Origin of the sequence: Geobacillus sp., from assembly GCF_017515625.1 — a bacterium.
Taxonomy (GTDB): Bacteria; Bacillota; Bacilli; order Bacillales; family Anoxybacillaceae; genus Geobacillus; species Geobacillus stearothermophilus.
Window position 1 is genome coordinate 1 of sequence record NZ_JAFWFM010000025.1, and the last position, 13,570, is coordinate 13,570.

13 protein-coding genes are annotated in these 13,570 nt (G+C 53.6%); 10 read left to right on the forward strand and 3 right to left on the reverse strand.

The features are described 5' to 3' along the window. The 6 genes from IKE44_RS01635 to IKE44_RS01660 form a co-directional block, all read left to right on the forward strand. On the forward strand, positions 1 to 143 hold a 143-nt coding region (locus IKE44_RS01635), incomplete at its 5' end, for a winged helix-turn-helix domain-containing protein (RefSeq protein WP_287464824.1). Further along, entirely contained in the window at positions 140 to 1,537 is a 1,398-nt protein-coding gene (locus tag IKE44_RS01640) for a HAMP domain-containing sensor histidine kinase (protein ID WP_287464817.1), read from the forward strand. The genes IKE44_RS01635 and IKE44_RS01640, both read left to right, overlap by 4 nt. A 16-nt stretch (positions 1,538 to 1,553) precedes the next feature. Next, the gene (locus IKE44_RS01645; RefSeq protein ID WP_162839629.1) at positions 1,554 to 1,709 is read left to right on the forward strand and encodes a hypothetical protein; all 156 of its coding nucleotides are present in this window, start codon (positions 1,554 to 1,556) and stop codon (positions 1,707 to 1,709) included. Positions 1,710 to 1,724: 15 nt separating this feature from the next. Next, the gene (locus IKE44_RS01650; protein WP_055358594.1) at positions 1,725 to 2,279 is read left to right on the forward strand and encodes a glycerol-3-phosphate responsive antiterminator; all 555 of its coding nucleotides are present in this window, start codon (positions 1,725 to 1,727) and stop codon (positions 2,277 to 2,279) included. Between the two features lie 158 nt (positions 2,280 to 2,437). Next, entirely contained in the window at positions 2,438 to 4,096 is a 1,659-nt protein-coding gene (locus IKE44_RS01655) for a glycerol-3-phosphate dehydrogenase/oxidase (RefSeq protein WP_287464818.1), read from the forward strand. A 111-nt stretch (positions 4,097 to 4,207) separates the two neighbouring features. After that, the gene (locus IKE44_RS01660) at positions 4,208 to 6,397 is read left to right on the forward strand and encodes an alpha-galactosidase (protein WP_287464819.1); all 2,190 of its coding nucleotides are present in this window, start codon (positions 4,208 to 4,210) and stop codon (positions 6,395 to 6,397) included. Positions 6,398 to 6,455: 58 nt separating this feature from the next. Here IKE44_RS01660 and IKE44_RS01665 read toward each other — a convergent pair whose 3' ends face one another. Continuing rightward, the gene (locus IKE44_RS01665) at positions 6,456 to 7,238 is read right to left on the reverse strand and encodes an EcsC family protein (protein WP_049624916.1); all 783 of its coding nucleotides are present in this window, start codon (positions 7,236 to 7,238) and stop codon (positions 6,456 to 6,458) included. Positions 7,239 to 7,383: 145 nt separating this feature from the next. On the opposite strand from IKE44_RS01665, the gene IKE44_RS01670 reads away from it, so the two are divergent. The 4 genes from IKE44_RS01670 to IKE44_RS01685 are packed head-to-tail and all read left to right on the forward strand — an operon-like array spanning position 7,384 to position 12,159. After that, a complete protein-coding gene (locus IKE44_RS01670; protein ID WP_033014041.1) occupies positions 7,384 to 8,568 on the forward strand; it encodes a galactokinase in 1,185 nt (394 codons plus the stop codon). Next, positions 8,565 to 9,551 (forward strand): UDP-glucose 4-epimerase GalE, encoded by a 987-nt coding sequence (gene galE / locus IKE44_RS01675; RefSeq protein WP_049624914.1) that lies wholly within the window; start codon positions 8,565 to 8,567, stop codon positions 9,549 to 9,551. Before IKE44_RS01670 ends, galE begins: the two co-directional genes overlap by 4 nt. A gap of 2 nt (positions 9,552 to 9,553) precedes the next feature. After that, the gene (gene galT, locus IKE44_RS01680; RefSeq protein ID WP_287464820.1) at positions 9,554 to 11,080 is read left to right on the forward strand and encodes a UDP-glucose--hexose-1-phosphate uridylyltransferase; all 1,527 of its coding nucleotides are present in this window, start codon (positions 9,554 to 9,556) and stop codon (positions 11,078 to 11,080) included. Between the two features lie 56 nt (positions 11,081 to 11,136). After that, a complete protein-coding gene (locus IKE44_RS01685) occupies positions 11,137 to 12,159 on the forward strand; it encodes a LacI family DNA-binding transcriptional regulator (RefSeq protein WP_287464822.1) in 1,023 nt (340 codons plus the stop codon). Positions 12,160 to 12,175: 16 nt separating this feature from the next. On the opposite strand, the gene IKE44_RS01690 is transcribed toward IKE44_RS01685, so the two are convergent. After that, the gene (locus tag IKE44_RS01690; RefSeq protein ID WP_049626402.1) at positions 12,176 to 12,619 is read right to left on the reverse strand and encodes an Hsp20/alpha crystallin family protein; all 444 of its coding nucleotides are present in this window, start codon (positions 12,617 to 12,619) and stop codon (positions 12,176 to 12,178) included. Positions 12,620 to 12,683: 64 nt separating this feature from the next. After that, the gene (locus IKE44_RS01695) at positions 12,684 to 12,974 is read right to left on the reverse strand and encodes a hypothetical protein (protein ID WP_011231630.1); all 291 of its coding nucleotides are present in this window, start codon (positions 12,972 to 12,974) and stop codon (positions 12,684 to 12,686) included. Between the last annotated feature and the right edge of the window lie 596 nt (positions 12,975 to 13,570).

Sequence of the window (13,570 nt, forward strand, 5' to 3'; positions counted from 1 at the left end):
ACAAAGTGTGGGGGTTTGACGCCGAGGTGGAGACGAACGTCGTCGATGTCTATGTCCGCTATTTGCGGCAAAAGCTCGATGAACACGATAAGGAACGATATATCCAAACAGTGCGCGGCGCTGGATATGTGATGCGGCCATGAAGCGATTCCGCCCCCGCGAGCTCTCGTTGAAGGGGAAGCTGACCATCTTGTCTGCCGGAGCGATTTTTATTACGTACTTTGTCTTTACCTTTTTGCAATACCACATTGTCAAGCAATGGCTGCTGAACGAAGAAAAAAAAACAATGGAACAAACGGTGGCGGAAATTGAAACGTATTACGCGGAAAAACGTAATATATCATGGGAAGATGTTCGCCGCCGCCGTTCGTTTTTGGAAAAACTGAATGAGCGCTATCAGCTCATCCGTGTCACCGACGAGAAGGGAAACGTCGTCGTCTCGGTGTCAAACGGCGCCGCCGTCTCGCTCTCGCCAAGCGATATGCCCGACCGGTTGAAAATGGATGAGCATTTCGTCAACAACGAACGGTTTTTGCTGCTGCGCAAGCCGCTTCATATCGGACATTTGCGCGGAACGATTGAAATCGTCCGCCGGTTGACGAAGTTTCAACAAGTAACGAACATGCTTTTCCTTATTATGACGGTGATCGGTTTTGGCGCGATGGCGGCGAGCGCCTTCGCCGGGCGGTTTATGGCGCAACGTTTCGTCAAACCGCTAAAAACGTTGGCGGAAACGATGGCCGACATCAAAAACAACGGGCTGAAACAGCGGATTGATGTGCCCCCGGCGCGCGATGAAATGGCCGAGCTGATGATAATGTTCAACAGCATGATGGATGACATTGAGCGCACCTTTGCCATGCAGCGGCAATTCGTCGAAGATGCGTCCCATGAATTGCGCACGCCGCTTGCCATTTTGCAAGGCCATCTTTCGTTGCTGCAACGGTGGGGGAAGCACAACCCGGAGATTTTGGAAGAATCGCTTGAGGCGGCGATGAAAGAGGCGGAGCGGCTCAAGCGCCTCGTCCTTGAACTGCTTGACTTGTCGCGCGCTGAGGCGATCGTGATTCCAAAAGAGATTGCTCCTATTGACGCTGCTGCGGCCATCGGGCAAATCGTGAAAAATTTCCGCGTTTTGCATCCCGATTTTCAGTTTCTTGTTGATCAGCCGGAAACGCCGCTGCCGCGTCTGGCGATGGCCAAGCATCATTTTGAACAATTGCTGTTCATTTTGCTTGACAATGGGGTAAAATATTCTCAACGGGTGAAAAAAATCACCATTTCTCTGCGAGAGGAAGGGCCATTTGTGACGGTCGCCGTCCGCGACCATGGCATTGGCATTCCGAAAGACGAGCTGAAAAACGTTTTTTTGCGCTTTTATCGCGTCGACAAGGCGCGCAGCCGCGAACAAGGCGGCGTCGGGCTCGGGCTTTCCATCGCCAAGGAAATCATCGATAAATACGGCGGGCAAATTACAGTGGAAAGCGAGATCGATCAAGGAACGACGGTCGAACTGGTCATTCCGAAAGCGGAATAGGAGGAGAGTGAGAGACATGGGACATTCCCATGGCGAAGAGACGGCAGGCAAAAAAGCGATTCATTACGTTGTCGAGAAGTTCCGCAAGCGCGGGGTGAAAATCGCGACATGCAAACCGCGGACAATGATGTCACTGTCATGCTTAGATGAGATCGACAAAATGAGAGGATGAATCGAAGAAAAGAAAATGGAAGCGAAACAGCGCATCATTCCGGCCATTAAAACGATGAAGCAATTTGACGCCTTTTTGTCAAGCGGGTACACGGTCGGTGTATTGCTTGAGGTACATATTGCCCAGTTAAAAAGCATCTTTGCCTATGCGTGCCGGCATGGCAAGGAGTTGCTCATTCACGTCGACTTGGTGCAAGGGCTGAGCCATGATGAACATGCGGCGGAATACCTTTGCCAAGAGTTCCGCCCTCATGGCCTCATTTCCACGAAAGCGGGCGTCATTATGAAGGCGCGGCAAAAACGAGTCTTGGCCGTGCAGCGCATCTTTTTGCTTGATTCACACGCGTTGGAGAAAAGCTATCAGATGATTGCGAAAACGAATCCGGACTGCATCGAAGTCATTCCGGGCGCCATGCCGCACATCATCCGCGAAGTGAAAGAACGGACGGGAAAACCGATTTACGCCGGCGGCCTCATCCGCACGGTCGACGATGTCGAGCAGGCGCTTGCAGCTGGGGCGGTGGCGGTGACCACGTCCAACGAAACATTATGGCGCCACTACAATGGATAATGCGTTGAGCTGGCCAAATCGGCCGCAGTCTGCTATAATAAAAGCAACAAGTTAATCATCAGTCAGGAGACAAGGAGAGACCATGCACACATGGTAGGCGAAGGCTTATCGTGTTTGCAATGGTCTCTTTTTGTCTTTTTCAAAAGGAGGAATCATGCATGGCATTCTCAAGCAAACAGCGGAACAACGTTCTCGAAGCGATGAGCGAAAAGCCATACGATCTGTTGGTGATCGGCGGGGGAATCACCGGGTGCGGCATCGCCTTGGATGCCATCTCGCGCGGCATGACGGTCGCGCTTGTCGAGATGCAAGATTTCGCCGCCGGCACGTCAAGCCGGTCGACGAAGCTTGTTCACGGCGGCTTGCGCTACTTAAAGCAGTTCGAGGTGAAGCTTGTCGCGGAAGTCGGGCGCGAACGGGCGATTGTGTATGAAAACGGCTCGCACGTCACCACACCGGAGTGGATGCTGCTGCCCATTTACCGCGGCGGAACGTTCGGCAAATGGAGCACGTCGGTCGGCCTTTGGCTGTATGACCGGCTGGCTGGCGTCAAGCCAAGCGAGCGGCGCACGATGCTTAATGCCCGACAGACGTTGGAAAAAGAGCCGCTCTTAAAGCGCGACGGCCTGATCGGCGGCGGCTATTACGTCGAGTATCGGACCGACGATGCCCGCTTGACGATCGAAGTGATCAAAAAAGCGGTCGAGCTTGGCGCCGACGCCGTCAACTATGTCAAAGCCGAACAGTTTTTGTATGACGAGCGCGGCCGCATCATCGGCGCCCGCTGCCGCGACTTGCTCGGCGGACGAGTATATGACATCCGCGCCAAAAAAGTCGTCAATGCCGCCGGACCGTGGGTTGATGCGCTGCGCGACAAAGACGGATCGAAAACCGGCAAGCGGCTTCGGCTGACAAAAGGCGTCCATATCGTCATCGATCAAAAGCGTTTTCCGCTCAAGCAGGCCGTCTATTTTGACACCCCGGACGGCCGGATGGTGTTTGCCATTCCGCGGGATGGGAAAACGTATGTCGGCACAACCGATACATTTTATGACGATGATCCTGCTCATCCGGCCATGACCGAAGAAGACCGTGATTACTTATTGCAGGCGATTCACTACATGTTCCCGTCCGTCGGCATCACCGCTGATGATGTCGAGTCGAGCTGGGCTGGCGTCCGTCCGCTCATTTATGAAGAAGGGAAAGACCCGTCGGAAATTTCCCGCAAAGACGAGATTTGGACATCGCCATCCGGCCTCATCACGATCGCTGGCGGCAAACTGACCGGCTATCGGAAAATGGCAGAAACGGTCGTTGACCTCGTCGCCAAACAATTGGAAAAAGAAGAGGGAAAAACGTTCCGCCCGTGCCAAACGAAACAGCTGCCAATTTCCGGCGGCGATGTCGGCGGCTCGCATCGGCTGCCGGCCTTCATCGCCGAAAAGGCGAAGGAAGCGGCGCGCTATGGGCTGACAGAAGAACAAGGGGCGCGGCTGGCAAAACAGTACGGCACAAATGTCGACCGGTTGTTTGCGTTAAGCAGCGAGTACGACCGCTCGTCCGGCTTAACGCGCGAAACGTTCGTCCGCCTCGTCTACGCCATCGAGGAAGAAATGGCGGTCAAACCAGTCGACTACTTCATCCGCCGCACCGGGGCGCTGTTGTTTGACATCGACGCCGTCCGGCGGGAAAAAGAAGCGGTTATCGCGTTTATGGCGCGGTATTTAGGGTGGACGGGGGAAGAGCGGGACGTGTATGAGAAAGAACTCGACAAGGAACTGCGACGAGCGGTGTTGGCAGAGGAAGGAGCGAAGTGAACCAATGATCATAAAGGAAATGATGAGCGCCTGAATCCAGGCGCTTTTTTGATGGATCTTTTCATAAAAATTAAGTAAAATTTAAATAAAAAATCAAAGTGAGGGAAGAGGATGGCGGTTACATACAATCCGCAAACGAAGCAGTTTCATTTGCGGGCGGGCAAGGCAAGCTACGTGATGCAGCTTTTCCGCTCCGGCTATTTGGCGCATGTTTATTGGGGAAAAGCGGTGCGCGCTGTTCGGGGCGCGGAGGCGTTTCCACGGCTCGATCGCGCGTTTTCCCCTAACCCCGACCCATCCGACCGCACGTTTTCGCTCGATACGCTGCCACAAGAATATCCAGCCTATGGGAATACCGATTTCCGGGCTCCGGCGTATCAAGTGCAGCTTGAGAATGGCTCGACGGTGACCGATTTGCGCTACAAAACGCACCGCATTTACAAAGGGAAGCCTAGACTGAACGGGCTGCCGGCGACATACGTGGAGCATGAACAGGAAGCGGAGACGCTTGAAATTGTCCTTTTAGATGCGCTGATCGGTCTAGAAGTCACGTTGCAGTATACGGCGTATGAAAAATGGAACGTCATCACGCGCGCGGCCCATTTTGAAAACAAAGGCGGCGAGCGGTTAAAGCTACTGCGCGCGCTCAGTATGAGCGTCGATTTCCCAACTGCTGACTATGATTGGATCCATCTCCCCGGAGCGTGGGGGCGCGAGCGCTGGATCGAGCGGCTCCCGCTTCTGACCGGCGTGCAAGCGGCGGAAAGCCGCCGCGGCGCGAGCAGCCACCAACAAAATCCGTTTATTGCGCTCGCTGCCAAAAACGTCGATGAACATCAAGGCGAAGTGTACGGGTTCAGCTTGGTGTACAGCGGCAATTTCCTCGCCCAAGTCGAGGTGGACCAGTTCCGCACTGCCCGCGTCTCGATGGGCATCAATCCGTTTGATTTTACGTGGCTATTGGAACCGGGCGAGTCGTTCCAAACGCCGGAAGTCGTTATGGTCTACTCCGATCAAGGGTTAAACGGAATGTCGCAAACGTACCACGAACTGTACCGCACCCGCCTAGCGCGCGGCGCGTTCCGCGACCGCGAACGCCCGATCTTGATCAATAACTGGGAAGCAACGTATTTTGACTTCAATGAAGAAAAGATCATGAATATCGACCGAACAGCGGCGGAGCTTGGCATCGAACTGTTTGTGCTTGACGACGGCTGGTTTGGCGAACGCGATGACGACCGCCGTTCCCTCGGTGATTGGGTGGTCAATCGGCGCAAACTCCCCAATGGCCTGAACGGACTGGCGAAACAAGTGAACGAACTCGGGCTGCAGTTCGGCTTATGGATCGAACCGGAAATGGTGTCGCCAAACAGCGAGCTGTATCGGAAACATCCCGACTGGTGTCTCCATGTGCCGAACCGCCCGCGCTCTGAAGGACGGAACCAGCTTGTGCTCGATTATTCCCGCCAAGACGTGTGCGACTATATGATTGAAACGATCTCGAACGTGCTTGCGAGCGCCCCCATCACTTATGTGAAATGGGACATGAACCGCCATATGACGGAAATCGGTTCGGCCGCCCTGCCGCCCGAGCGCCAGCGCGAAACGTCGCACCGCTATATGCTTGGGCTCTATCGCGTGATGGACGAGATCACCGCGCGTTTTCCGCACATTTTGTTTGAAAGCTGCTCCGGAGGCGGAGGGCGGTTTGACCCGGGGATTCTCTATTATATGCCGCAAACATGGACGAGCGACAACACTGACGCTGTCTCGCGCCTGAAAATCCAGTACGGTACAAGCCTCGTTTACCCAGTGAGCGCCATGGGCGCCCACGTCTCGGCCGTGCCGAACCATCAAGTCGGGCGGGTGACGTCCCTCAAGACGCGCGGCCATGTGGCGATGTCAGGCAACTTCGGCTATGAGCTCGATATCACGAAATTGACGGAAACAGAAAAACAAATCATTAAGGAACAAGTCGCGTTTTACAAAGATGTGCGCCGCCTCGTCCAGTTCGGCACGTTTTATCGGCTGCTCAGCCCGTTTGAAGGCAACGAGGCGGCATGGATGTTCGTCTCGGAAGATCAGTCGGAAGCGCTCGTCGCCTACTTCCGCGTTCTGGCCGAAGCGAACGCCCCGCTGTCGCACTTGCGCTTAAAAGGGCTTGACCCGAATCAAGACTATGAAATCGAAGGCCTTGGCGTCTACGGCGGCGACGAGCTGATGTATGCCGGAGTGGCGGTGCCGCACCGCTTGGGCGATTTTATCAGCATGATGTGGCGATTGAAAGCTGTTCAACGATAAGAAGGGATGCTGTCGCTCGAGCCTATGCACCTGTCATAAACGAATTGAACCCGGTGTCTTAGATGCCGGGTTCAAACTGTTTGAGCTTCTCGATGATGCGACGCTTCCGATAGAGCATCTTCCCGGTTTCGGCGATGTCTTCCATAAACGATTTGTTAAACAGCGAACCGAAAATGACACCGATGATCGGAACGGCTTGAAACAGCTTTTTCCACCCGTATTGGTCACGGAACGTCATCATCACTTCCCGCCAGCCTTGCAGTTCGGAAAAGACGCGCCCGCGTTCATTGGAGAACGACGAAAGTTCGTCCAAAATCGCTTTTTTCCCGACGATGTCCGCCGTGGCAAACTGCAGGCATTTGACGACAAACACGCGCTCCTCTTTTTCCTTCGGGTCATATCCGTACACGATGGCGATCTCTTGCAGCGTTTTCAGCGCTAAGCCGAGAAGCGCTGGGATGTCCACCGCCAGCGTCAGCGCCCCGCCCATTCCAGTCGCCGCCCCTTGCAGCTGGGCGAACGTGACGCGCTCATCGATCAACTCGTCGCAAACGCGATCCATCGTCGCAAGCGGCAAGTGCGGCACTTCGGCCAACGACGATACGCCAAGCTTGTCCAATACCTTTCCTTCATTCACTAAGTATTGCCCGCCGCTTTGAATATAGCTGCCCAATTCATCAAGCAGCTGCCCGAGTTTTCGATGGACGGCTTTTGGCGTCAGCTTATCGAGCACTTGAAACGGCAAGCGGCCGAGCTTTTCCCAAAACCATAGGTCTTTTTGGGAGTGTTCCCAGTGGGTGATGGTTTGGAGTTCTTGTTTCAACATCTGTCGCGTTTCCATCTCCGCTCCGCCTCCTTCCTATATTTATTAAGGTGAATAAATGCTCAAACGATTATACGTATTAAAAAAGATTTTGTTTCGCTGTTGATTTTTAGTAAATTATTAACTATAATATTTACTATAAAAGCTTGAAGGAGGCCCTCTCATGATCCCCATCTTAAAACAGCAATTTATCGAACTTTTCGGCGGCTTGGGCGAAGGCATCCGCGCTTTCTTCGCCCCCGGCCGCGTCAATTTGATCGGTGAGCATACGGATTACAACGGCGGGCATGTGCTGCCGTGCGCGCTTGCGATCGGCACGTATGCGCTTGTCCGGCAAACGGATGAGCCGTTTGTCCGCTTTTATTCGCAAAACTTCCCGGAAACGGGAGTGATCACGGTCTCTTACGATGACTTGTCATACCAGAGCGAGCACGGTTGGGCGAACTACCCGAAAGGGATCTTGGCCGCGTTTCAAGCGTTACGTCCGCTTGAGACCGGATTGGACATTTTGTATTACGGCACGATCCCGAACGGCGCAGGACTGTCGTCATCCGCGTCGATTGAGCTTGTGACCGCGGTGATGCTCAACGAACTGTTCAGGCGCGGGCTTGATCAGCTAGAGCTTGTGAAAATGAGCCAAACCGTAGAAAATAAATACATCGGCGTCAATTGCGGCATTATGGATCAGTTTGCCGTCGGCATGGGGAAACAAGATTGCGCCATTCTGTTAAACTGCCAGACGCTCGAGCACCGCTATTTGCCGCTCGTGCTCAACGATTGTTCGATTGTCATCGCGAACACAAACAAAAAGCGCGGCCTGGCGGACTCGGCGTACAACGAGCGGCGGGCGACGTGCGAGGCGGCGCTCGCGAAGCTGCAAAGCGTGCGGAACATCGCCTCGCTCGGCGAGCTGACAAGCGCAGAGCTGGCCCGTTATGAACATCTTCTTTCTCCGCTTGAACGAAAGCGGGCTCGCCATGCGGTGACGGAAAACGAGCGGACGCTTGAAGCCGCCCAGGCGCTTGAGCAGGGAGACCTCGTCCGCTTTGGCGAGTTGATGAAACAGTCGCATTTGTCGCTGCGCCATGACTATGAAGTAACCGGAGCCGAACTTGATACGCTCGTGGAGGCCGCATGGTCGCACGAAGGAACGGTCGGGGCGCGCATGACCGGAGCCGGATTCGGCGGCTGCACGGTGAACATTGTGAAAAAGGCATGCGTTCAAGATTTCATTGAACGGGTCGGAAACGCGTATGCCGAAAAAATCGGTTATGAAGCAAGCTTTTATGTCGTTGACGTTGGTGACGGGGCGAGAGAACTCACGGAACTGGAGGAGATGAGCCGATGATTTTGGTTTGCGGAGGGGCAGGGTATATCGGCAGCCATGCGGTGTACCGTCTGCTTGAAAAAGGGGAGCGCGTGGTCGTGGTGGATAACTTGCAGACGGGGCACCGGGAGGCGGTTCACCGTGATGCTGTGTTTTGCCAAGGCGATATTCGCGACCGCGATTTTTTGCGCAAGGTGTTTCGCCAGCATGACATTGAGGCGGTCATTCATTTTGCGGCGAACTCATTGGTCGGTGAAAGCATGGAAGAGCCGCTGAAGTATTACGACAACAACGTGTACGGGACACAAGTGCTGCTTGAAGTGATGAAGGAATTTGGTGTCAAGCAAATCGTCTTTTCTTCAACCGCCGCCGTGTATGGGGAGCCGAAACAAATCCCGATCATCGAAACCGATCCGACCGAACCGACAAACGCGTACGGAGAAACAAAGCTGGCGATGGAAAAAATGATGAAATGGGCGGACCGCGCCTACGGCATCCGCTCGATTTCGCTCCGCTACTTTAATGTCGCCGGGGCGTACGGCACGACAATCGGTGAGGACCACAACCCGGAGACGCATCTGATTCCATTGATTTTAAAAGTGCCGCTTGGCCAGCGCGAGGAAATTTCCGTTTTCGGCGATGACTACGACACGCCCGACGGCACGTGCATCCGCGACTACATCCATGTGCTTGATCTCGTCGATGCCCACGTGTTGGCGCTTGAAAAACTGCGGAATGGAGCGTCCAGTGACGTGTACAATCTCGGCAACGGCAATGGCTTCAGCGTCAAAGAAGTGATCGAAGCGGCGCGGCAAGTGACCGGACACCCGATCCCTGCCCGCGTCGTGGCGCGGCGGCCGGGCGACCCGGCGCGGCTTGTCGCTTCATCGGAAAAAGCAAAGCGCGAGCTCGGCTGGGAGCCGAAATACTTGTCCATTACGGATATCGTCGCCTCGGCGTGGGAGTGGCACAAAGCGCGGCCAAACGGATATCGGGGTGTGTAAACATGGAAACGATTTTTGCGGCGATTGAACAACTGATCCGTTATGCCGAGCAACGCGGCCTTTTAGCGCCGGAAGATGTGGTGTACGCGCGCAACCGCCTGCTGGCAACGCTCCGACTCACGGAATGGCAGCCGGCCGAGGTCAAGGACGTTCCCTTGGCCTCGCCGGCCCCGGTATTGGACGCTATGATTGGTTGGGCGTATGAACAAGGATTGTTGGAAACGAATACCACAACCGAGCGCGATATATGGGATGCGAGACTGATGGACTGCGTCATGCCGCGGCCGTCGGAAGTGATCCGCGCCTTTTACGAGCGATACCGCCGCAGCCCGCAGGAGGCGACGGACTGGTTTTATTCGTTGAGCCAAGCGTCCAATTACATTCAAACGGCGCGCATCGCCAACAATCAGCACTGGAAAGTGTCAACCATCTATGGAAAATTGGATATCACCATTAACTTGGCGAAGCCGGAAAAAGACCCGAAGGAAATCGCCAAATTAAAAGAGATGCCGTCATCCTCGTATCCAAAATGTGTATTATGCAAAGAAAACGAAGGGTATGAAGGAACGTGGCGTCATCCCGCCCGTTCCAATCACCGTGTCATCCCGATCACGTTATTGGATGAACAGTGGTATTTCCAATATTCTCCCTACGTGTACTATCATGAACATTGCATCGTCTTTTCCGCCGAACATGTGCCGATGAAAATGGAGCGGAAGACGCTTGAGCGCTTGCTCGATTTCGTCGAAAAGTTCCCGCACTATTTCATTGGCTCGAACGCCGACTTGCCGATTGTCGGCGGCTCGATTTTAGTGCATGACCATTTCCAAGGAGGGCGTTATCCGTTTGCGATGGAAAAGGCGGAGATCGAAGAGTGTATCCCGCTGCCATCGTTTCCGTCGGTCACAGCCGGCATTGTGCGCTGGCCGATGTCCGTCATCCGTTTGACTGGACCAAAAGAGGACGTGTTGGATGCGGCTGCCTTTTTGTATGAAACATGGCGGACGTACAGCGACCCAAGCGTCGAGATTATGGCCTACAGCGGCGATGTTCCGCACAACACGATCACCCCGATCGCCCGGCGGCGCGGCGATTTGTTTGAGTTGGACATCGTGTTGCGCAACAATCGGACATCAGCGGAACATCCGTACGGCATTTTCCATCCGCATGAAGAATTGCATCATATTAAAAAAGAAAATATCGGCTTGATCGAAGTGATGGGGCTGGCGGTGCTGCCGGCACGGCTTGCCGTGGAACTGGAGACGCTGGCCGATTATCTCGTGCATCGGACAAAAAAAGAAGACTGGGACGAGTCGATGCATAAACATTGGGATTGGTGCGAAGCCATTCACTCGGCCTATCCGGACATCACGAAGGACAACGTCCATGACATTTTGCGGCACGAAGTCGGACAACGGTTTGTGACCGTGTTGGAACATGCCGGGGTGTTTAAGCGGGACAAGCGAGGGAAGGATGCGTTTCGCCGCTTTCTGCAGCACGCGGTGGAGCGCATGTCGTCTCTTGTTTAAATGCGGCGAAAAAACGCGTTTCATATGAAACATAAGGAAGGGATCGCAAACAGACGATGGCTACGTTAAAAGAAATCGCGGAAAAAGTCGGCGTTTCGGTCGCGACGGTGTCGCGCGTGCTTAATTACGATGCGACGCTGTCCGTTTCCGATGAAACGAGAAGGCGCATTTTTGAAGTCGCCCAAGAGCTGAACTACAAAACATTGCGGGAACGAAGCCAGCAAGCGCGCGAATCGTTTCGCTTCGGGCTCATTCACTGGTATTCGGAGCGCCAGGAAATCGATGACCCGTATTATATGGCGATTCGCCTCGGAGTGGAAAAAGAGTGTTTTGACCGCGGCATCGAACTCGTCAAATTGTTTAAACAAAACGGTGCCTATCCGATTGAACGGATGGAGGCGCTCGATGGCATCATCGCTGTCGGAAAATTCGGGCCGAAGGAAGTCGAGGTTTTTGCCGCCGGGGCCAAACAAATTGTGTTTGTCGACTGTTCGCCTGATGAGCATCGGTTTGATTCAGTCGTCATCGACTTGCGTCAAGCGACGGTGACAGTGCTTGATTATTTGCTTCGGTTGGGGCATACGAAAATTGGTTATATCGGCGGCCGTGAATATTTCGACGGGGAAACGCCGATCCGCGATGAGCGCGAAGCGGCGTTTTACGAATATTTGTATGTCAAAGGGCTGTATGATTCCCGCTATGTATGGATCGGTGCCTTCACTGCTGAAGATGGCTATCGGCTGATGAAAGAGGCTGTTTCAGGCGGCGACTTGCCGACGGCGTTTTTCATTGCCAGTGATTCGATGGCGATTGGCGCCCTGCGTGCGCTGCATGAAGCCGGGATCGCTGTTCCGGAAGAGGCGGCGATTGTCGGATTCAATGATATTCCGACGGCAGCATTTCTTCACCCGCCGCTTTCGACGGTGAAAGTATACACAGAATTTATGGGTGAAACAGCGGTTGAGCTGCTCATCGAACGGTTGACGACGAAACGAGCGATTTGCAAAAAGGTCGTCGTGCCGACAGAGCTCGTCATCCGCTCAAGCAGCGAGGGCAACGAAAAGGGGAGCGGTCGATAAGCCGCTCCCTTCTGCATTAATGGAACTCGATATCAACGCGTTTTTTCGTTCCTGTCGTTGTTTTCGGGATATGAATGTCAAGCACACCGTTTTTGTACGTCGCGCGAATGTTTTCCGTCGCCGCATCCGCCGGCAGGGTGATCGAACGCTGGAAGCGACCAAAGAAGCGTTCGCGCCGGTGCATTTGTTCTTCTCTTACATCGTGTTGGCGTTGAATCGTGCCGCTGATGGTCAACATGTTGTTCTGCACGTCAATGTGCACATCCTCTTTCCGCTCCAGCCCCGGTAAATCGCACGAAACGACGTATTCGTTGGCCGTTTCATGCATGTCGATGCGCGGCATCCAGTGCTGCTCATCCATATGAGTGAACAGCGATGGAAAATCACTAGCAAAAAAGCGGTTCATATCCCGGCGAATCGATTCCAAGTGCCGGAACGGGTCATACGGAATTAACGCCATAACTGCCATCCTCCTTAACAAGAAATGTTTTTTCGCTCAGTAGTGTGAACCGGATTCGTCTGTTTTATGTATGATTGGCTTGCAATTGTTCCATCACCGTCAAATACGCTTGAATGAGTGCTACTTTCATGCCATCCGGCAAGTCAGAAGCGGCCACCCGCTTAACGGCGTAATAAAACTTCACTTCGGACGATTGCCGCACGCGCGGATGCGTCCATTCATCGCGCAACTCTTGCCTTATCGTTTCATACAAAAGAGTTTGGCTTTCTTGTTCATCAAGCGGTCCGGCCGCCAGCGATCGGTTCGGCCAAAGGCGGCGGTAGCCGTCAAGCAGTGCAGAAAATGGATAGGTCACGGCTGTTTCCCTCCTTAAAAAATATACATAGCGATCCTCGAGGTCTGCTCCTTGCAACATATTCTTTTTAAGAAATTATATCATACAGCAGTCGAAGCGATTCGGGAGGCCAAGTCGAATGTAGATAGTGGGGGCTGGTTTCGTTTGCTGTCGTTGTAAGGCAGCCCAACCGTGGGACGCACGGGGATGGCTTGGTTGACAGCCTGCCGTGGGGCGGGTGTTCCCCAAAATCTCCCACCTCTAAGCGTTAGCGTAGGTGGGAGAGCGTTCAACCTAAAAAAGTAGTTGACATAAGGTGAGATAGTGTATAAAATAAAAATCGCCGCTTCGACGGAATGTCGGAGTGCAACGATCGAACAATCATGAAATAAAAAAACTTTTGACAAATAGTTAACACTGCATATAATGAATAATTGCCGCGACGAAATGAACGCGGTAATAAGTTAGAAGAGAATCAGTAGTTGACATTTTTGAAAGATTGTTTATAATAGTAACTGTCGTTCCTTGAAAACTGAACGAAACGAAGCGCGACGAAAAGCGGAGGTCCGCATGGGCCGAAGCAAAAGCCAATCAACTTTCTTTGGAGAGTTTGATCC